The sequence below is a fragment of the Saccharopolyspora halophila genome, assembly GCF_039531955.1.
Taxonomy (GTDB): Bacteria; Actinomycetota; Actinomycetes; order Mycobacteriales; family Pseudonocardiaceae; genus Saccharopolyspora; species Saccharopolyspora halophila.
Genome location: NZ_BAAARA010000010.1, coordinates 350,376 through 369,141, shown reverse-complemented (window position 1 = coordinate 369,141; position 18,766 = coordinate 350,376). Strand labels below are relative to the sequence as shown.

The window sequence follows — 18,766 nt, the reverse complement described above, 5'->3', positions numbered from 1 at the left end:
CGCGAACGCTCAGCACCATGCGTTCATTGCGACTGTGAGTTCAGTGTAGACTGAAATAAATCCGCCATTGACCACACGAACCGCGCGGCCGGGAAGCGGAGCCGCTCCCCGGCCGGGCAGCGGACGGTTCAGTGCACCGCGGGCAGCGGCGATAGGTGGCCGGTCGCGTCGAACTCCCAGTCGTGCGGCTCGCCGAGGGCGGTCATGTCTTGGTGGTCGGCGACCTCCTGGGCGTAGGCCTCGGAGACCTCGATGCGCGGCATGCTCAGGGTGTTGCGGATGCGCACCACCTTCGGCGGCGTCGGCTGCGGGCCCTGGGTGAGGTGCAGACCTGCCCCGATCGCGTCCCGATCGTTGGCCAGCGCCATCGGGATGCGGGCGCCGTCGGGCACGCCGGAGGTCAGCGAGTTGGTGTAGAACGAGCCGAACTCGATCTGGTCGACGCAGCGCTGAGTGGTCAGATCCGCCATGCCGAGCCCGCAGGCGTTGCCGTTGGTGTGCTCGGTCAGCCCGAGCACGACGATCCGCTTGAGCGGCGTGGCGTGGAACTTGTCCGCGTTGACCGGGGCGCGACCGGTGATGTTCGGGTCCATGCCCGCTCCGCTGATGTCCTTGCCGATCTGGTCGACCACCAGCAGGTCGATGTCGGACATGAGCAGCTTGGGCATCAGGCGCTTGGCCTCGATGAGCAGTTCGGCCTCGCGGTCGAGCATGCCGTCGGTGGGCACGAGCTCCAGCAGCGCGATGTCCTCGTAGCCGTTCTCCACCACGGCGACGCCGAACTCGATGGGCATCCGGTTCAGCAGCACGTCGGCGACCTGCGGGATGAGCGTGTCGAACTTCTCGAACCCGTGGCTGTGCAGGGTGGCCGCGCCGCGGTGCTTGCCCAGGCCGATCGCGAGCATCTTGGCCAGCCCGCTCTCGTGGCTGCCGCGGAAGTCGGTGTGCGGCTTGACCCGCCCCAGGACCACCACGCCGTCGGCGTGCGCGGCCTCGTTGTCGAAGTGGATCGGGGTGCCGTCGTCGAGCTCCGCGATGACCGAGGTGTCCATCGACGAGAGGATCGGTGCGCCGAGGCTGTCCTCGGTGATGCCGTACTCGGCCAGCACTTGGCGTTGGCCCTCGGCGGTGGCTCCGCCGTGGCTGCCCATCGCGGGAACCACGAACGGTTTGGCGCCGCAGGCGGCCAGCGCGCCGACCAGGGCGATCGCGATGCGGTTGAGCTGGGCGATGCCGCGACTGCCGACGGTGACCGCGATCCGCTTGCCGTCGACCGGACTCCGCCGGTCGTGCTCGGCGACCTGGTCGCGGATGCTGCTTTCGATGTCGTCCACCTGCTGCGCGGCGAACCGCTGCTCGATCGGGATCATCCTGGGGAGTGCGATGTCGGCTCCGGCCAACCGGACCTTCTCGACGTTGAACATGAGCGCCAGATCCTCCGTCACGGGCTGGCCCCGGGACGCGGCCAGCTGAGTTGCCCGGATCGTGGCACCCCGAACAAGCCCGGCAAACCCATCCACCCCGAACACCCATCCACCCGGAACATCCACCCCGAACACCCATCCCCGGACGCCGAACCCGCGCTCCGATCCCGAGACGCTCGGCCGGACACGTCAACCACCGCACCATCACCCGACCGGGCATTCCCACCAAGAACCCTCGAAAACCCGACCCGGAATTCCAGGGAATTCCGTACCCCGATTTCGAGGGAATTCGGTTGCCGGTGGGTGGGTGGTCGTAGGGTGGGTGGGTGTTGCGTCCCGGGTTGGTGTGGTGGGTGCGGTACCAGTACGGGGCGACGCTGCCCGAGCGGTACCGGGATTGGGTGCTGCACGACGGGACGTGCCGGACCTGGGTGCTGCGGGTGCTCGTCCGCGGTCTGGTGCAGATCGCGCCGCTGGCGGCCGTGCTGTTCGTCGGTCTGGGCCTGCTCGGCGGGTCGTGGCCGATCGCGGCCGGCGCGATGCTGCTGGGCGTGCTGGTCGTGGTGCGGATCGCGCTGACGAACTCGGTGGACGGTGTCGATGCGCGGCTGGTGAAGCACGGGTTCCCGCCCGGGCACGGCTCGGGGGTGCGCCGTCGGCGCGACGTCGCGGCCGCGGAGCGCTACGCGGCGGTGTGGCGGCGCGAGCCTTCCGATCAGTGAGCTTGCCTACCCGCCCGTGGCCGGGCTCACCAGCGGATTTAGGATCGATGGATGTCCGTTGAGCTCAGTCCCGCAGCGATCTTCCGGGCAGGCACCCGCCTGCGGCAGGTGGTTCGCCGCACGCCATTGGAGACCAGCGGCCGCCTTTCCGGCGAGCTGGGCGTACCGGTGCGGCTCAAGCGCGAGGACCTGCAGGTCTGCCGCTCCTACAAGGTCCGCGGTGCCTACAACCTGATCTCCGGGCTCGCCGACGGCGAGCGCGAGCACGGCGTGGTGTGCGCGAGCGCGGGCAACCACGCGCAGGGCCTGGCGTTCGCCTGTCGTGAGCTGCAAATCCCCGGACGGGTGTACCTGCCCTCCAACACCCCGAGGCAGAAGCGCAAGCGCATCGCCTCCATCGGTGGCGAGTGGGTCGAGCCGATCATCGCGGGATCCTCGTTCGACGAGGCCAGCGCGGCCTCCAAGGCAGATGCCGAGCGCACCGGCGCCGTTTACGTGCACCCGTTCGACGACCCGCGCACCGTCGCGGGTCAGGGCACGGTGGGCTTGGAGATCGCCGAGCAGCACGACGGCCCGATCGACACCGTGATCGTCCCGGTCGGTGGCGGCGGACTGCTCGCGGGCGTGGTGCTGTGGCTCAAGGAGCACTTCCCGGAGATCCGGGTGGTCGGCGCCGAACCCGCCGGGGCCGCGAGCATGCGAGCCGCGCTGGAGCACGGCGCGCCGCTGAAGCTGCCGGAGGTGGACACCTTCGTCGACGGTGCGGCGGTCGGCCGGATCGGTGATCTCGGCTACGAGGTGGCGCGCGAGCTGGTCGACGAGATCGTCGCGGTTCCCGAGGGCGCGGTGTGCACCGAGATGATCGAGCTCTACCAGACCGAGGGCATCATCGCCGAGCCCGCGGGCGCGCTGGCCAGCGCCGCCGCTCGGCTGCTCGAACGCGCCCCGCGGGGGCCGGTGGTGTGCGTGGTCTCCGGTGGCAACAACGACCTGAGCCGCTACGGCGAGGTCGTCGAGCGCTCGTTGCTGCACGAGGGCCTGCGGCACTACTTCCTGGTCACCTTCCCGCAGGAGCCGGGCGCGCTGCGGCACTTCGTCGACGACGTGCTCGTCGACGGCGAGGACATCGTGGCCTTCGAGTACGTCAAGAAGAACAACCGGGAGACGGGCCCGGCCCTGGTCGGCATCGAGCTCGACGACGCCGAGGACTTCGACGACCTGCTCAGGCGCATGAAGGAGTCCCCGCTGCAGATCGAGCAGGTCTCGCCGGGCTCCCCGCTGTTCTCCTTCCTGGTCTGAGCGCCCGGCGGGATCCCGGGACGTGGTGTCGGGCCCTACCGGAGCGGGATGTCGACGCCGTGCTCCTCGCTGGGCCGGGGGCCGCGGATGCGCCGATCGGCTTCGGTGATAACGACGTCGTTGATGCTCGCTTCGCGGCGCCGCATGAGTCCGCGCTCGTCGAACTCCCACAGTTCGTTTCCGTAGCTGCGCCACCACTGGCCTTCCGCGTCGTGGCACTCGTACTGGAAGCGGACGGCGATCCGGTTCTCCTGGAATCCCCAGAGGCTCTTGCGCAGCGCGTAGTCCAGTTCGCGCTGCCACTTCCGCGTCAGGAACGCGATGATCTCCTCGCGGCCGGAGATGAACGCGTCCCGGTTCCGCCACGTCGAGTCCGGCGTGTAGGCCAGCGCCACCCGGTGCGGGTCGCGGGTGTTCCACGCATCCTCGGCCGCCTGGACCTTCTGCAGGGCCGTCTGCTGCGTGAACGGCGGGTACGGCGGACGGTCGTCCGGCATGGTGGCCTCCCAGCGGTGAGAACGTGCGTTGACCAGATCGCGGTGTGGGTTTACGCCAAAGCGCTGGCGTGGTCGAACCGGTTTTCCTGCTCGTCCGGGGGAGCCAGCGGCGGCCGGGCCCGACTCCGCCCCGGCCCGTCATGCGCGCAGCCGTCGCGACGCTGCTCGGACCACCTCGATCGTCAGCTCCCTCTTCGGCAACGGCGTCTAGTGCAGGCGTCGGTGACAGGTCTCGGCCAGCTCTCCGCGGTTGGTGGCTTCCAGCAGGCGGATCCGCGCCGAAGGGCCTGCGAAGCGGAGCTCGCCGATGGTGTTGGCGAAGAACGGCCCGTCCGTCTTGCGCCAGCGCAGCGGCAGCGGTGCCACCCCGTTGCGCTCGGCGCCGCGTTGCAGCCTGCGGGACAAGCCGGGCGACCAGGCCAGTCGCAGCGGTGGGCGCAGCCAGGACGGTGCCCTGTTGTGCAGCGGTGAGCAGGTCAGCTGCGTGACGCGAGATCGCAGCGGGCGCGGGTAGTGGGCCTCGGCGAGGTAGCTGTGGTGGACGTCGCCGCCGAGCACGTTGATGGTGGCCGGGGCGTGCATCTTGGCTGCCGCGTCGCCGATGAGTCCGGTCAGCCGGTCGAAGGAGTCGCGGAAGGCGGCCCAGTGCTCGAGATCGGCGCCCTGCCTGATCCTCTCGGCGAGCCGGGATCCGCGCTGGCAGGCGCTTTCGTTCCAGGACTGCAGGTGGTGCACGGCCGGAGGCAGCAGCCAGGGCAGCGAGCAGCCGATGACCAGGTGCCTGCGGTCGACCTCGGTGAGCGCGCGCAGCCAGGCGAAGTCGGTCTTGGACAGCATCGCCCGGTCACCGGTTTCGAGGATCCGCCCGCAGCGGGTGTCCAGCACGATCAGCCGGGCAGGTCCGAGATCGCGGGCGTAGCTGAAGCGCGTGCCCTTGCGGCCGTGTTCCTCGCGGTCGGCGGCGGCGGCCATGTCGCGCAGCACCGGTAGTGCGTCGGCGTGCCTGCCGACCCGGGTGACCTCGAGGTAGGTCTCGTCGCGTTCGAGCTCATCCGGGCTGAGGTTTCCGATGTGCTGGTAGATCCAGTAGGAGATCAGGCCGCCGAGCAGCCGGTCGCGCCACCACGGGTGAGCGGTCATGCGCTCGCGCCAGGCGGCGGAGGTGTTCCAGTCGTCGCGCACGTCGTGGTCGTCGAAGATCATCATGCTGGGCACGGTGGACAGCAGCCATCGCAGCTGCGGGTCCGACCAGGCGTAGCGGTACAGCAGCGTGTACTCCTCGAAGTTCGCGACCTCGCCGCCGGGTGGCTTGCGCAGGTCGCGGCGCTTCGCGAGTTCGCGTCGCACGGAGGGGGTGGTCTCGTCGGCGTAGACCTGGTCGCCGAGCAGCATCAGCAGGTCCGGGTACTCGATCTCGGGGGTGCGCCCGAGCTGCGCGGCGCAGGCCACCAGCGCGTCGGGGCCCTCCTTGTCCGGTCCGTCGTTGACGGTGCGGTCGAAGTGGCAGGAGCCGAACAGCGCGGTCAGCCGTTCCGGATCGTCGACCGGGCGGATGATGCTGGGCACGGCTCCGGGCTCGGGCCAGACCTTCTCGCCGTCGAGGTGCACCTCGTAGGGGGTCGGTCCGTCGAGGCCGCGCACGGCGACCAGCCCGTAGTGGTGGCCCGCGACGTGGAAGGTGGGGGAGACGGAGTCGAGCACTCGGACCGCGCAGGGGCCGTCGGTCTCGACCCACACGGTCGCGGTGTCGGCGTCGATGTAGCGCAGCAGCGGGCCCAGCACCAACTCGGTCACCCGCCCTGGATACACCACGCCCGGGGCGAAGGAAACTCGGCCGTGCGGCGCCGTGATCGCCGGCTGCCGGTGCTGGACGTGCGAAGGCGGGCCCGGCCGTCGAGTCGGTCGGGCCCGCCTGGATCGCCGTGCGCCGACCAGCGGGGTGGCGGTCAGCGCGTGGCGTTGCGGTGCGCTACTTGGCGCCGATGTTGACGTCGATGCACGAGTAGAAGGCGTTGGCGGTGTCAGCGACGTTCCAGACGGCCAGGACCGTCTGGTGGCCGCTGTAGCCGGACAGGTCGACGTCGTGCGAGAGCTGCTTGGGCGGCTGCTCGCCGCCCTGGTCGAAGGAGGCCACCTTGTCGTCGCCGATGTAGTACTCCCAGGTGGCCGTGGAGTGCTGGGCGGTCAGCGTCCAGTTGAAGGTGGCGTGGGTGCCGATCGGAGTGGCCTTCCAGGCCTTCGAGTCGTCGTCGAGCTCGGCGAAGCGCTCGTTGCCGCCGCTGCAGCTCTTGAGGCCCTTTGGTCCCTCCACGCTCTGCGGCTCCCACTTGATCGCGCCGCACTCGACGGTGCCGTTGGCGCACTGGGCCTGCCGGGACGGCGGCGCGTCGACGTAGCCGTGGGCGCTGGCGGTGCCCGCGGGGATGGCGACCAGGAAGGGCGCGATGGCGGCCCCGACCGCGGCGGCGGTCAGCTTCCGATTGGGCATGTCTTGCTCCTTTGAACGAGAGGTCGCACCGGATGAATCGATCCGGTGGAGCGATGCGCTCGTGGGGAAGAACTCGCGGTGATGGTTCGCTGAACTTAGTGGTCTGGACCATAGAGCGGGGGTGTCGGCCGGTCAACCGCCGGGCATTCATCCGCTCGTCCGCAGGAGCCTTCGTGCGCTGCTGACCTGCGTTTTCGTCGCGGCCTGCCGGTTGCGTCGAGTTTTCCCAGCTGGTTTCACGATTTTCCCGGAACAGCATTGGCAGGTGCGGAGATTCGGCTGCGAGGACGAATCCGTTGCGCCCTCGCGGTCACCTGTTGCGCTTGATCAGCGAGTTGGCGGCCATCCAGCCGGATTCCCCGCCCAGGCCCGGACCGGGATGGGTGGCCGCACCGATGTGCCACAGTCCGGGGATCGGGGTCTGATGGTTGCCGGCCGCCGGGAGCGGACGCCACAGGTAGCCCTGGTCCAGCTCGGCGCTGCCGCCGTAGGGATCGCCGCCGATGGCGTTCGGGTTGTGCTCGGCCAGCTGCGGCGGCGCGATCACGTCCACCGCGCAGATCAGATCGGAGAGGCCCGGCGCGTGCGCTCGCAGCCGATCCAGGGCGCGGCGGGCGAAACCCTCCGCCAGTTCCGGTGTCCAGCCGCGGGAGGTGTCGAGCTCGTCGGCGGCATCGCGGGTCGGCGCGAACGGAACCTCCTGCAGCTGCAGCCACAACGAGGCCGCGCCCGGTGGGACTCGGGTCGGGTCGAGCAGGTATTGGCTGCCGACCACGACCGTCGGGTTTCGCGGCAGCAAGCCGGCCTCTGCTTCGGCGCACGCGATACCGGTGCTGCCGGACCCGTCGCTGAGGTGCACGATCGGCACCTCGGACAGTCGCCGGTCGCTCCAGCGCGGCGGAGCGGACAGCGCGACGTGGACCTGCATCGCGGCGCGGCCGTGGCGAAACTGCGCGGCCTGCTGCTCGAGATGGGTTTTCACCGCCGCCGGCGGCAGCAGTTCGCGGTACAGCGCGCTCGGCGATACCGAGGCGAGCACCGCGCGGCGCGCTCGGTGCACCTGTCCGCCCGCGACGACACCGACGGCCCTGCCGCCGTCGACCAGCACGTGCTCGACCTCGGCATCGGTGCGCACCCGCACGCCCAGCGACTCCAGCAGTGCGGAGAACGCCGCGAGGAAGTTGCGCTGGCCGCCCTCGACCACCGGCAGGCCCGCGCCGTGCATGATCGAGGCCAGCAGGCCGAGCATCAGCCCGCCGGACGCGTGATCGGGGGACAGTCCCGCGTGCAGCAGCCACGGGGCGAAGATCTGGTCCACTTCGCCACCGCGGAACTCGCGCCGGCTGAAGCCCCGCCCGCTGGTGGCCAGCTGGCGCAGCCAGCCCTCGGCGCCGCGCACACCACCGGTGTTGATCAGTTTCGCGCCGTGGCGCAGCAGCGCCCAGGAGCGCGGCTCGCTGGAGAGGAAACCGGCGATGGCGGCCAGGTTGTCGCCGATCTTGTCCAGCACGGACAGGTAGGCGGCGCGGTCGGCGGCGTGCTCGAACTCGTCGACGGTGCGCAGCGGATCCCGATGTGCCCGCGCGATGCGTCCGTCATCGGCGACGCTGGCGCACGCCCACTCCTGGGTGTTGCGGTAGACCAGGCCGTGCTCGTGCAGCAGCTCGCCCAGCGCGGCGTAGGCGGGCCCGGAGACGAAGAGCGGGTGCCACGAGGAGTAGGTGTCGTGGACGTAGCCGGGCAGCGTCCGTTGCCCGGAGGCGATGAACCCGCCGATCTCCGGGTTGCGCTCGAGAACGGTGACCGACCACCCGGCGCGGGCCAGCTCGGCGGCCGAGACCAGTCCGTTGATGCCGGAACCGACCACGACCGCATCGACTTCGCCACTCATCCAACAGGCCCTTCCGGTGCTGCGGACTGCGAGCCGCGCTTCGACCATAAGCCGAAAGATCGTCCCATTTGGGGCTTGATCGATCAAGTCCCGGTTCGCGGGGACGGCAGCGTCTTGGGCAAACCCGGGCGCCGGAACAGCCCGCACACCGCGGCGGCGGCGAGCGAGAGCAGCGTCGCGACCAGCAGTGCGAGGGCCGGGCCCTGCTGCGCGAGGACGAGGAACCCGAAACCGATCCCGACGACGCCGCTGGCCGCCTTCGCGCTGTAGATCAGGCCGTGCACCTCGGCGCTGCGCCGCTGGCCGAAGAGCTCCCTGGCCAGCGCGGCCAGGATCGGGTAGAAGGCACCGCCGCCGATGCCCGCGACGGTCGCCCCGGTCAGCAGCCACGAGTGCGAGGCGTGGGTGAGCGCCAGGAGCAGCAGCACCTGCCCGGCGGCTTGCACGGCCACGACCCGCCGCAGCACGCGCCGCCGCCCGAAGCGGGTCGCCAGCGGCATCGCGAGCGCTCGGCCGGCGCCGTTGGTGGCCACGAACAGCGCCGCCGCCCACGGGCCCGCGAGCAACGCCAGGAAGACCGCGTTGAACAACGACACCGTGGCCGCGCAGAACAGGCACGCGGCCATCGCGGGCAGCGCCGGTGTGCGCAGGGCCTCGGTCGCCGAGAACTCGTGCGCCGCCGGGGGATTCGCCCGCGCCCAGCTGCGGTGGTCGACGTGCGCGGGCCACCAGTCCCGAGGGGGGTCGGTCAGCAGCAGCCCGCAGCCGGTCACCGCGACCAGCAGCACGGGCGCGAACAGCGCGATCTCGCGCGGCTGCCCGGATGCGGCAAGCGCGAGTACGAAGGGCGCTGAACCGTACGCGAAGGCCCCGGTCACGAACCCGACTCGGGTGGCGGGGCTCTCCGGGAACCACTTCTGCGCGGTGGAGGTGCACACCGCGTAGACCAGGCCCGCGCCGGTGCCGCCGAGCACCGAGTAGCCCAGCAGCAGTCCCGGTGGGCTCTGGACGTGGCCGAGAGTGAGAACCCCTGCGGCGCACAGGATTCCGCCGCCGATCAGCACGGTGCGCGGGTCGAGGCGGTCGCGCTGCCGCAGGTGCGCCACCGGATAACCCGCGCCCGCCTGGAAGACCGTCCAGCAGGCCAGCGTCGCGCACAGCCACCCGAGGTCGTGCCCGGCGGCGGTCAGCGCGGGGATCGCCGCGCCGAAGGCGTACTGCATGGTTCCCGCTAGCAGCATCGGCAGCCAGCAGGCCCACAGCAGCACTCCGCGGGGGCGGCCGGCGAGCTCGCGCGGTTGTTCGCCGACCCGGTAGCGGCGGCCGTGGTGATCGTGCACGTCGAGCTTGGGCGTGTGCAGCCCGATCATCGACCAGCCGCGGTCGCGCCGGGTCCTAGCCATCGGGCACCACCTGCCGAGGTGTCGCTGCTCACAGGAGCTTCATAGCGTGGACGGGAGTCCTGCATACTGTATGCACGATGATGAGGGAAGGAGGTGACGATGACGATGCGGATTCTTGGAGCACTTCGGCGCTATTTAGAACGCGTGCCGCGCGGGTACGCGGCGGACGGGCGCATGCTGGGACTGGCCACGTCCGCCGCGATCGAGTCGGCCCGGCAGCGGGCTCAGCGCGGTGGCGACCGGGAACGGCCGGAGCGCGACGAGCGGCAACTCGTCGACGCCCGCGGCTGAGGTCGGATGGTGGTGCCCGGTGCGCTCATCGCCGAGCACCACCCCGGACCAACCGTTCTTGCACCCACACGAAACCGATCGCGAACCCGACGCTGATCAGCGCCTGGTAGGCCAGGAACGCCCACAGGTGCTGCGGCAGCGCCAGGGTGTCGCTGAGCACCAGCCGGGTGCCCACGTCCTGCACCAGCCGGACCAACGGGAACGCCAGAACCCAGTACAGCGCGAGGGGTGCGAAGTGCCCGCCGCCGAGCAGGCCGCGCCACCGCAGGAAGCTGCACCCGGCACCCGCTGCCGCCAGCGGCAGCGCCAGCAATGTTCCCGCGGTCACCGCCCAGGACGCGGGCGCGCCGCCGACGAGCATGATCACGCCGGCGAACAGCCCGGACACCGCGCCGATGATCACGCCCGGTGCCAGGATCCGTCCCGATACCGCTGGTTCCATGGTTGCGGTCATCAGCTCACGACCACTCCGAACTCGACGAGGCTGTAGAACAGCATGCCGAGGTAGAAGAAGGCGCCGAATCCGATGATCAGATTCGACCACCACCTCGGCCGGATGGGCTTGGGCAGCATCCGGTTGTTCACCAACAGCAGCACCACGCAGTAGGCGCCCATCGCGAAGGTGGATAGGAACGCCAGCGTGTCCAGGATCGAGCTGGGTCCGTCGGCCGGACCGAACAGCAGGATCAGGATGCCGAAGATGATGATGCCCCACAGGAAGACCGCGTACAGCTGCGAGATCTTGAACCTGCGGGCGCCCTTGACGAAGTGGTAGGTCATGTCGGCCTGACCGCGGGAGAACGAGTCGAACAGGCCGAGCGTGGCGTTGAGCCCGATCAGCGCGATGAACCCGAGGAAGATCGAGCCCAGCATCGGCGAGCCCGCCGCCGAGAACGAGTCGGCCATCGCGTTCAGCGCCGCGTCCCGCTCACCGCTTTCGATCAGCGTTGCCACGTTCGGGTTCTGCCGAGCCGCGGACTGGGCCAGCACGGTGAACGAGATCGTCACCAGCATGGTGATGCCCCAGAACAGCAGCAGGGCGTCGAAGGTGACCCAGCGCCGCCATCCCTTCCACTTGGCCAGCTCGTCGGGATCATCGGTGTCGAACATGAACCCGCGCGAGGGCATCGTCTCTTCCTCATCGGCGTGCCGCAGCCCGCGGATGCGGGGGATGTGCGCGCCCATGCCCGCGCCGCGGTCGCGCAGGTGCAGCGTGTACCACATCTGCTGCATGCCCGACGGGCCGGCGAAGGCGATCGCTCCGACCACGACCGGGAACCACTGCGCCGACAGCGCCTGTTCCGGGAAGTAGCCGAAGTGCAGCATGCCGGTGAGCGTGCTGGTCAGGTCCTGCAGGTTGCCGACCATGGCGGCCACCACCGCGGTACCGACCACCAGCAGGCCGATCAGGATCGACAGCACGTTCTCCAGCAGGTTGTAGATGACCTTGGCCATGGTGAACAGCACGCCGACCAGGACCAGGCCGATGCAGCCCGATATCTGCCACGGCACGCCGGTTATCTGCTCCAGAGCCGCCGCGCCCGCCGAGAGATGACCCGGCCAGATGTAGACCAGGATCGCGGTGACGAAGAAGAACCACATCAGCGGTTTCGCCACGCGTGCCGCACCGGAGAAGATGCTCTCCCCGGTGGCCATCGCGTAGCGGGCCATCTCCAGCATGACGATGGCCTGCAGCGTGACGCCGATCAGGAACAGCCAGCGGATCTCAGGACCGAAGATGAGCACCAGGCGAGGCCACATGTAGGACTCGCCCATGCCGACCCCGAGCGCCACCAGGAACACGGTGGGACCCAGCAGGTGAATCGACGGCGGTGCTTCGGGCAACTTGCGGATGGGCATGGGCTCGAGCCCACCCGCTTGCCACGTCCGCCCGTCGCCTTCGGTTTCTAACTCGGGTTCGGGGTCTCTTCCGGGTGCCTTGTCGTCATCCACATCGGACCTCCTTGTCCGTTTCCTGTCACCGTGGCCGCCGTGCGTGGCGGCGCGGGTGGGACTTCAACGGTGGCAGTCTCTTCTGGGATTTCCGGGTGCCTCTCGCAGGCGCGGTACCCGGTGGGCGCGCGGTCTCCGGCCGCGCGCCCACCGCGAACCGCACGAGTCGTCGGCCGGCTCGCGGGCGTGGAATCAGGTGGCGCCCGCGCGTCGTGCTCGGACGCCACCCGGCGGCGCGGTCAGTCCAGCAACCCCGCCGAACGCGCCCACTGGTACTTGGCGCCGAGCACGGCCACCGGCTTCTCGGTGGTGTACGGGAAGGCGACGATGCCGTGATCGAACAGGTAATCGGCGGCCTTCTCCACCTCGGTGTCGCCTGCCAGCGACACCACGATCGGCTTGTCGATGCCCTCCGCGCGCGCCTCCTCGGCCACCCGCGAGCACAGTTCCGCGAACACCATCGGTGGTGTGACGATGGTGTGCCAGTAGCCCAGGATCAACGAGTGGATGCGCGGATCCCGCAACCCGAGCCGGATGGTCTCCTCGTAGGTGCTCGGAGGTTCGCCCCCGGTGATGTCGACCGGGTTGCCCGCGGCGCCGAACGGCGGGATGTAGCGGCGGAACTCCGCGTCCAGGTCCGGCGGGATGTCCATCAGGTCGAGACCGTTGGCCACGCAGGCGTCCGAGAGCAGCACGCCGGAACCGCCGGCCCCGGTGATGATCACGACGTTCTCGCCCTTCGGCGTGGGCAGCACCGGTACGCCGCGGGCGTAGTCGAGCATCTCGTTGAGCCCGGGAGCCCGCACCACCCCGGACTGGCGCAGGATGTCGTCGTAGACCTTGTCGTTGCCCGCCAGCGCCCCGGTGTGCGAGCTGGCGGCCCGCGCGCCCAGATCGGTGCGCCCGGCCTTGAGCACGATCACCGGCTTCTTCTTGGTGACCCGCTGGGCGGCGTTGACGAACGCGCGGCCGTCCTTGAGGTCCTCCAAGTGCATCGCCACGCAGCGCGTGTTGTCGTCGTGCTCGAAGAAGGTGAGCAGGTCGTCCTCGTCCACATCGGACTTGTTGCCGAGGCCGACGATCGCCGACACACCCATCTTGGTGGTGCGGGAGAAGCCGAGGATGGCCATCCCGATGCCGCCGCTCTGCGAGGTCAGCGCCACCCCGCCGCGCACGTCGTAGGGCGTGCAGAACGTGGCGCAGAGGTTCTCCGGCGTGTAGTAGTAACCGTAGATGTTCGGGCCGAGCAGGCGGATTCCGTGCTCGGCGGCCACCGCCACGACCTCCTCCTGGAGCTCGTGGTTGCCGGTCTCGGCGAACCCGGACGGGATCAGCACGGCGGCACCGACGCCCTTGCGCCCGCACTCCTCGAGCGCGCCGGCGACGAACTTGGCGGGCACGGTGAACACCGCGACGTCGACGTCCGCGTCGATGTCGCCGACGCTCTTGTACGCCTTGCGCCCCAGGACCTCGTCGGCCTTCGGGTTGATCGGGTAGATCGACCCCGCGTAACCGCCGTTGACCAGGTTCTTCATCACCGAGTTGCCGATCTTGCCGTCCTCGTTGGACGCGCCGATCACCGCCACCGAACGCGGCGTCATCAACCGCTGCATCGACTCCAGGATCTGCTCCGGCGAGTGCTGCGGGGGAGCCGCGGGCTCCTCGGTCTGCAGCACGATGCGCACGTCGGCCGCGGTCGCGCCCGAGGGAGTGGCGAACACCGGGTTGAGGTCGAGCTCGCTGATCTCCGGGAAGTCGGTGACCAGGTCGGAGGTCCGGTGCAGCACGTCGGCGAGCGCCTCCGCGTCGATCGGTTCGGCTCCGCGCGCACCGCGCAGGACGTCGGCCGCGGCGATGTCGTCGAGCATCTGCCGGGCTTGGCCGCCGGTGACCGGCGCCATCCGGAAGGTGACGTCCTTGAGCACCTCGACCAGCACGCCACCGAGACCGAAGGCCGCCACCTTGCCAAAGCTCGGATCGGTGGTCGCGCCTACGATGACCTCCTGGCCGCTGACCATCTGCTGGACCTGAACCCCGGAGATCGCCGGGTTCTCGGCCGCGGCGTGCGCGTTGGTCAGGATCTGCTCGTAGCCCGCGCGCACGTCGGCCGCACCGGAGACGTTCACCAGAACGCAGCCGGCATCGGTCTTGTGCAGGATGTCCGGTGAGACGATCTTCAGCGCCACCGGGCCGCCGATCTCGGCAGCCAGGGCGGCGGCCTCATCGGCGCTGGTGGCCAGCCCTTCTCCGGCGGTGGGGATGCCGTAGGCGTCGCACAGCTTCTTGGCCTCCGGGGCGGTCAACGCCGACCGCCCCTCGGAACGAACCGCGTCGAGCACCTCTCGCACGCGGGGACCGTCGTATGCCATCTGCTCAGATCACTCCGTTCGCCTTCAGCTCGGCCAGTTCGGACTCGTCGATGTCCAGCCGTTCGGCGAACACCTCGGCGGTGTGCTCGCCCAGCAGCGGGGAACTTTCGACCTGCACGGGGGAATCGGACAGCTTGATCGGGCAACCGACGGTCTTGAACTCACCCCGGTCGGGGTGCTGCACGCTGACGATCATGTCGTTGTCGGCCAGCGAGGTGTCCTCGATGATCTCCTTGGTCGACAGGATCGGACCGCACGGCACGTTGTGCTCGTTGAGCTGGGCGAGCACGGACCACTTGTCCAGGCCCAGCGTCCACTCCTCGATCAGGCTGAACATCTTGTCCAGTTTGGACAGCCGTGCTTCCGGGGTCGCCCAGTCCGGATCGTCGATGAGCTCGGGCCTGCCGATCAGGCGGGCGATGGGCGCCCAGCCCTGCGGCTGCACGATCACGTAGATGTAGTCGTTCGCGCCGCCCGGCGCGCAGCGCACCGCCCAGCCCGGCTGGCCACCCCCGGAGGCGTTGCCCGACCGGGGGACCTCGTCGCCGAACTCCGCGTTCGGGTACTCGCGCAGCGGGCCGTGTCCGAGGCGCTGCTGGTCGCGCAGCTTGACCCGGCATAGGTTGAGCACCGCGTGCTGCATCGCCACCGACACGCGCTGTCCCTGGCCCGTGTTGTTGCGTTGCAACAGCGCCGCGAGAATGCCGGCCACGGTGTGAATTCCGGTCCCGGAGTCACCGATCTGCGCCCCGGTGGCAAGGGGCGGACCGTCCTCGAACCCGGTGGTGCTCATCGAGCCGCCCATCGCCTGGGCGACCACCTCGTAGGCCTTGTAGTGGGTGTAGGGACCGTCGCCGAAGCCCTTGATCGAGGCGTAGATCAACCCGGGATTGATCTCCTGCAGCTTGTCCCAGGTGAATCCCATCCGATCAACCGTGCCGGGACCGAAGTTCTCCACCAGAACGTCGGACGAGGCCACCAGCCGGGTGAAGAGCTCCTTGCCCTTGTCGGACTTCATGTTCAGCGTGATGCTGCGCTTGTTGCAGTTGAGCATCGTGAAGTAGAGGCTGTCGGCGTCCTCGACGTCGCGCAGCTGCTTGCGGGTGATGTCACCGGTCGGCGCCTCGAGCTTGACCACGTCGGCGCCCAACCAGGCCAGGATCTGGGTAGCCGAAGGTCCTGATTGGACGTGGGTCATGTCCAGGACCCGAATTCCTTCCAGGGCAGTCATTTCCACACCTCATTTCGATGGTCCGGCGTAGCCGGCACCGCCGCGGGTACTGACACGTCCGGGGAGGACGGCCGCAGCCGTGCACGTCGAGCGGGTCGCGGAACCCGGGGACGGACGACGTGTCGGCTTCCGGCTCCGGGCTCCGCCAATGCGGCGGTTTCCTGGAAACGGGCCGGTCACTTGTACATGGTCTGGTTCATCGTTCCCGGGGCGTAGACCTCGGGATCGACCCAGACGTTGATCAGGCTCGGCTTGCCGGACTCGCGAGCCCGCTGCAGCGCGGGCGCGATGTCGGCCGGGTCGTGCACCTCTTCGCCGTATCCGCCCAGCATCTGCGCGAACTTGCTGTACTCGACGTCGCCGAGGGTGTTGCCGACCCGCCCGCGGTCGTCGCCGTACTTGGCGATCTGGCCGTAGCGGATCTGGTTCATCGAGGAGTTGTTGCCGACGATGCCGATGAACGGCAGACCGAAGCGCACCATGGTCTCGAAGTCCCAGCCGGTCAGGCTCAGCGCGCCGTCGCCGAACAGGCAGACGATCTCCTTGTTCGGCAGCGCGTGCTTGGCGGCCATCGCGAACGGCATGCCGACGCCGAGGGTGCCCAGCGGTCCCGGGTCCATCCAGTGCCCGGGAGACTTGGGCTGGATGACCTGGCCGGAGAAGGTGACGATGTCGCCGCCGTCGCCGATGTAGATCGAATCCTCGGTGAGGAACTCGTTGATCTCGTGCACCAGCCGGTAGGGGTCGATGGGGGAGGCGTCGGAGAGCTGGCGCGGCAGGCGTTTCCGGTAAGCGGCGTTCTCGACCTCGCGCAGCTCCTGCACCCAGGCCTTGCGGCCGCTGGCTCCGTTGTCGGTGCGGCCGCTGGTGGCCTGCGCGACGGCGTCCAGCACCGCGTCGGCATCGCCGACGATGCCCAGGTCGATGTCGCGGTTGCGGCCGACGGTGCGGTAGTCCAGGTCGATCTGCACCACGGTGGCCTCGGGCGAGAGCCGCTTGCCGTATCCCATCCGGAAGTCGAACGGAGTGCCCAGGATGATGATCAGGTCGGAGTTCTGGAAGGCGTAGCGGCGCGCGAGCTGGAAGTGCAGCGGGTCCGCGGGCGCGAGCGTGCCTCTCCCGGCACCGTTGCAGAACGCGGGCACGTTGAGCTCGCGGATCAGCTTCACCGCCGAGTCGGTCGCTCGGCAGGTCCAGGTCTGGCTGCCCAGCAGGATGCACGGCTTCTCCGCCTCGACCAGCAGATCGGCCAGCTTCTGAACGGTTTCCGGGTCGCCGGCCGAACGGGTGGAGGCGCGGTAGCCGCCCGCTCGCGGGATGCGCGCGCTCTCGGCCGGGACGTCGGCGTCCAGGATGTCGCGCGGGATCTCCAGGAACGCGGGCCCGGGGGAGCCGTGGTGGGCTTCGCGGAAGGCCATCGAGACCATGTCGGCGACCCGTTCGGTGTGCGGCACGGTCGCGGCGAACTTGGTGATCGGGGTCATCATGTCCACGTGCGGGAGGTCTTGCAGCGATCCCATCTTGTGCTGCGAGAGCGCGCCCTGGCCGCCGATGAGCAGCATCGGGCTCTCGGCGCGGAACGCGTTGGCGACGCCGGTGACCGCGTCGGTGGTGCCGGGGCCCGCGGTGACCACCGCGCAACCGGGCTTGCCGGTGATCCGCGCGTAACCGTCGGCCGCGTGCGCGGCGACCTGCTCGTGGCGCACGTCGATCACATCGATGCCCTCGTCCACGCAGCCGTCGTAGATGTCGATGATGTGCCCACCGCAGAGGGTGAAGATGGTGTCCACGCCCTCGGCTCGCAGCGCTTTGGCGACCAGATGACCGCCGGAGATCTGCTCGGATTCGTTCTCGGGTGACGTCTGGGCCATAAGCGCTCTCATCCCCTTTTTTGCAGCCGTACCTGTACCGGTCCGCTCTCGAACCCGGTTGTGCCTACGGTCGCCTCCATACTGCATACCGTATGAGGTTCATTCAGGAATACCGCAGTGGTGGGGCGGGTGTCCAGAGGCGCGAACTGCCCATTCATCGAGCGGAAGACCGTCCACGGTGGATCGGATTTGCGGGATCCGGTGTCCGGGGCGACGTTCGCCGCGCTCCGCGTTCTCCGCAGCTGGCAGCGCTTGCCCAGCCAAGAGCACATACTGTATACACGATGCACCGACACCTTCGCTTGGCCGCCAGACCAGAGCGGAGAACGAAAAGTGAGAGTTGCTGTTGTCGGCGCCGGTGCCATCGGCGCGTACGTGGGTGCCTGCCTGCATCGGGCGGGAGCGGACGTCAGCCTGATCGCGAGAGGGGAGAACCTGGCCGCGCTGCGCGCCGACGGCGTGCGCGTGTTCAGCCCGCGCGGTGATTTCCAGGCCCGGCCGCACGCCACCGACGATCCCGAAGAGATCGGGCCGGTGGATCACGTCCTGCTCGGGCTCAAGGCGTATTCCTACGCCACCTGCGGACCACTCGTGAACCCGCTGTTGAAGGAGGACACTTCGATCATCCCCGCGCAGAACGGCATTCCGTGGTGGTACTTCCACGGGCTGACCGGCCCCCACGAGGGCCAGCGCATCGAAGCGGTGGACCCGGGCGGAGCGGTCAGCCGGGTGTTGCCGCCCCGGCGCGCCATCGGCTGCGTGGTTTACCCCGCCACCGAACTCGCCGCGCCCGGGGTGGTGCGGCACATGGAAGGCACCCGCTTCGCCATCGGCGAACCCGACGGCAGCGAATCGGCGCGCTGCCGCGAGTTCAGCGACGCCATGATCGCCGGTGGCCTGAAGTGCCCGGTGGAATCCGATGTCCGGCGCGACATCTGGATCAAGCTCATGGGCAACACCGCGTTCAACCCGATCAGCGCGCTCACCGGCGCCACGCTGGCCGGTATCTGCCGGCACGACGGCGTGCGCGGGTTGGTGACCAACATGATGAACGAAACCCTCGAGGTGGCGGCTGCTTTGGGATGCCACCCGGAGATCGAGGTCGAACGCCGCATCGCGGGCGCCGAGCGCACCGGCGAGCACAAGACCTCGACGTTGCAGGACCTGGAGAAGGGCAAGCCCCTGGAGCTGGCGGCGATGCTCGCCGCTGTCGTGGAGCTCGCCGACCTCGCGGGCGTCGAGGCGCCGACCCTGCGCACCGTCGGTTCGCTCGGTGATCTGCTCGAACGCCGCACCGCTGAACCTACCCCGGCAGGGGTGGGCTGAG

Annotated in this window: 15 protein-coding genes; 4 read left to right on the top strand and 11 right to left on the bottom strand. The window is 69.4% G+C overall.

Translation table 11 applies throughout. The annotated features are described in order from the left end of the window. Window positions 1-128 precede the first annotated feature (128 nt). Entirely contained in the window at window positions 129-1,445 is a 1,317-nt protein-coding gene (locus ABD289_RS17410) for a nickel pincer cofactor-dependent isomerase, group 22 (RefSeq protein WP_344133414.1), read from the bottom strand. Window positions 1,446-1,750: 305 nt separating this feature from the next. Here ABD289_RS17410 and ABD289_RS17405 point away from each other — a divergent pair, with 305 nt between their 5' ends. Both ABD289_RS17405 and ilvA read left to right on the top strand, forming a co-directional pair. Continuing rightward, complete coding sequence (locus ABD289_RS17405; protein WP_344133411.1) at window positions 1,751-2,146, top strand: DUF5313 family protein; 396 nt, start codon at window positions 1,751-1,753, stop codon at window positions 2,144-2,146. Window positions 2,147-2,197: 51 nt separating this feature from the next. Continuing rightward, window positions 2,198-3,445: a threonine ammonia-lyase IlvA gene (gene ilvA, locus ABD289_RS17400; RefSeq protein WP_344133408.1), complete on the top strand. Its 1,248-nt coding sequence runs from the start codon at window positions 2,198-2,200 to the stop codon at window positions 3,443-3,445. Between the two features lie 35 nt (window positions 3,446-3,480). Here ilvA and ABD289_RS17395 read toward each other — a convergent pair whose 3' ends face one another. The 5 genes from ABD289_RS17395 to ABD289_RS17375 all read right to left on the bottom strand — a co-directional run bounded on the left by ABD289_RS17395 (window position 3,481) and on the right by ABD289_RS17375 (window position 9,724). After that, window positions 3,481-3,942 (bottom strand): nuclear transport factor 2 family protein, encoded by a 462-nt coding sequence (locus tag ABD289_RS17395; RefSeq protein WP_344133404.1) that lies wholly within the window; start codon window positions 3,940-3,942, stop codon window positions 3,481-3,483. Window positions 3,943-4,149: 207 nt separating this feature from the next. Next, on the bottom strand, window positions 4,150-5,736 hold the full coding sequence (locus ABD289_RS17390; RefSeq protein ID WP_344133401.1) for an alkaline phosphatase D family protein: 1,587 nt from the start codon (window positions 5,734-5,736) through the stop codon (window positions 4,150-4,152). A 175-nt stretch (window positions 5,737-5,911) separates the two neighbouring features. Beyond that, window positions 5,912-6,430, bottom strand: coding sequence for a lytic polysaccharide monooxygenase auxiliary activity family 9 protein (locus ABD289_RS17385; protein WP_344133398.1), 519 nt, complete (start codon window positions 6,428-6,430; stop codon window positions 5,912-5,914). 310 nt (window positions 6,431-6,740) lie between these two features. Then, the gene (locus tag ABD289_RS17380; RefSeq protein ID WP_344133395.1) at window positions 6,741-8,321 is read right to left on the bottom strand and encodes a phytoene desaturase family protein; all 1,581 of its coding nucleotides are present in this window, start codon (window positions 8,319-8,321) and stop codon (window positions 6,741-6,743) included. Between the two features lie 83 nt (window positions 8,322-8,404). Continuing rightward, window positions 8,405-9,724 (bottom strand): MFS transporter, encoded by a 1,320-nt coding sequence (locus tag ABD289_RS17375; RefSeq protein WP_344133392.1) that lies wholly within the window; start codon window positions 9,722-9,724, stop codon window positions 8,405-8,407. Window positions 9,725-9,823: 99 nt separating this feature from the next. Here ABD289_RS17375 and ABD289_RS17370 point away from each other — a divergent pair, with 99 nt between their 5' ends. Beyond that, a complete protein-coding gene (locus ABD289_RS17370) occupies window positions 9,824-10,015 on the top strand; it encodes a hypothetical protein (protein ID WP_344133389.1) in 192 nt (63 codons plus the stop codon). A 25-nt stretch (window positions 10,016-10,040) separates the two neighbouring features. Here the strand turns inward: ABD289_RS17370 and ABD289_RS17365 are convergent, their stop codons facing one another. The 5 genes from ABD289_RS17365 to ABD289_RS17345 all read right to left on the bottom strand — a co-directional run bounded on the left by ABD289_RS17365 (window position 10,041) and on the right by ABD289_RS17345 (window position 17,439). Continuing rightward, complete coding sequence (locus ABD289_RS17365; RefSeq protein WP_344133386.1) at window positions 10,041-10,469, bottom strand: hypothetical protein; 429 nt, start codon at window positions 10,467-10,469, stop codon at window positions 10,041-10,043. Continuing rightward, complete coding sequence (locus ABD289_RS17360; RefSeq protein ID WP_344133383.1) at window positions 10,469-11,875, bottom strand: Nramp family divalent metal transporter; 1,407 nt, start codon at window positions 11,873-11,875, stop codon at window positions 10,469-10,471. Before ABD289_RS17360 ends, ABD289_RS17365 begins: the two co-directional genes overlap by 1 nt. A gap of 332 nt (window positions 11,876-12,207) precedes the next feature. Then, a complete protein-coding gene (locus ABD289_RS17355) occupies window positions 12,208-14,337 on the bottom strand; it encodes an acetate--CoA ligase family protein (RefSeq protein ID WP_344133380.1) in 2,130 nt (709 codons plus the stop codon). Between the two features lie 4 nt (window positions 14,338-14,341). Then, window positions 14,342-15,568 (bottom strand): formyl-CoA transferase, encoded by a 1,227-nt coding sequence (gene frc, locus ABD289_RS17350; RefSeq protein ID WP_344133377.1) that lies wholly within the window; start codon window positions 15,566-15,568, stop codon window positions 14,342-14,344. A 176-nt stretch (window positions 15,569-15,744) separates the two neighbouring features. Beyond that, entirely contained in the window at window positions 15,745-17,439 is a 1,695-nt protein-coding gene (locus tag ABD289_RS17345) for a thiamine pyrophosphate-binding protein (RefSeq protein WP_344133374.1), read from the bottom strand. Window positions 17,440-17,772: 333 nt separating this feature from the next. Between ABD289_RS17345 and ABD289_RS17340 the strand changes: the two genes are divergently transcribed. Further along, window positions 17,773-18,765: a 2-dehydropantoate 2-reductase gene (locus tag ABD289_RS17340; RefSeq protein ID WP_344133371.1), complete on the top strand. Its 993-nt coding sequence runs from the start codon at window positions 17,773-17,775 to the stop codon at window positions 18,763-18,765. The last annotated feature ends 1 nt before the right edge of the window (window position 18,766 follow it).